This window comes from Kitasatospora sp. MY 5-36 (genome assembly GCF_001182915.1).
Lineage (GTDB): Bacteria > Actinomycetota > Actinomycetes > Streptomycetales > Streptomycetaceae > Kitasatospora.
Window position 1 is genome coordinate 1 of sequence record NZ_LFVW01001437.1, and the last position, 547, is coordinate 547.

The window sequence follows — 547 nt, forward strand, 5'->3', positions numbered from 1 at the left end:
CTCGCCGACATCCCCACCGACCACCCCCTCACCGCCGTCATCCACACCGCCGGCGTCCTCGACGACGCCGTGGTCGAGACCCTGACGCCCGAGGCCCTCGCCCGGGTGCTGCGGCCCAAGCTCGACGCCGCCGCGCACCTGGACGAGCTGACCGCGGAGCTCGACCTGGCCGCCTTCGTCCTGTTCTCCTCCGCCGCCGCCACCTTCAGCAGCCCCGGCCAGGGCAACTACGCCGCCGCCAACGCCTACCTGGACTCGCTCGCGGCGCGCCGCCGGGCGGCCGGGCGGCCCGCGCAGTCACTGGCCTGGGGTCTGTGGGCGCAGCCCAGCGGCATGACCGGTCACCTGGGCGAGGCCGAGCTGGAGCGGATGAGCCGGGGCGGCACGGTGCCGCTGTCCGAGCGGGACGGGCTCGCCCTGTTCGACGAGGCGCTGGCCGTCCCCGCCCCGCTGGTGGTGCCGGCCGCACTCGACCTCGCGGTGCTGCGCGGGCGGACCCCAGTGCCGCACCTGCTGCGCGCGCTGGTCCGGCCGGCCGCGCGGCGCG

The 547-nt window shown here is 77.7% G+C and carries 1 protein-coding gene; it reads left to right on the forward strand.

Annotated elements, in window-relative coordinates; all coding sequences use genetic code 11:
- A partial coding sequence (locus AE652_RS42825; RefSeq protein WP_049661815.1) for a KR domain-containing protein occupies window positions 1-547 on the forward strand: 547 nt, incomplete at both ends.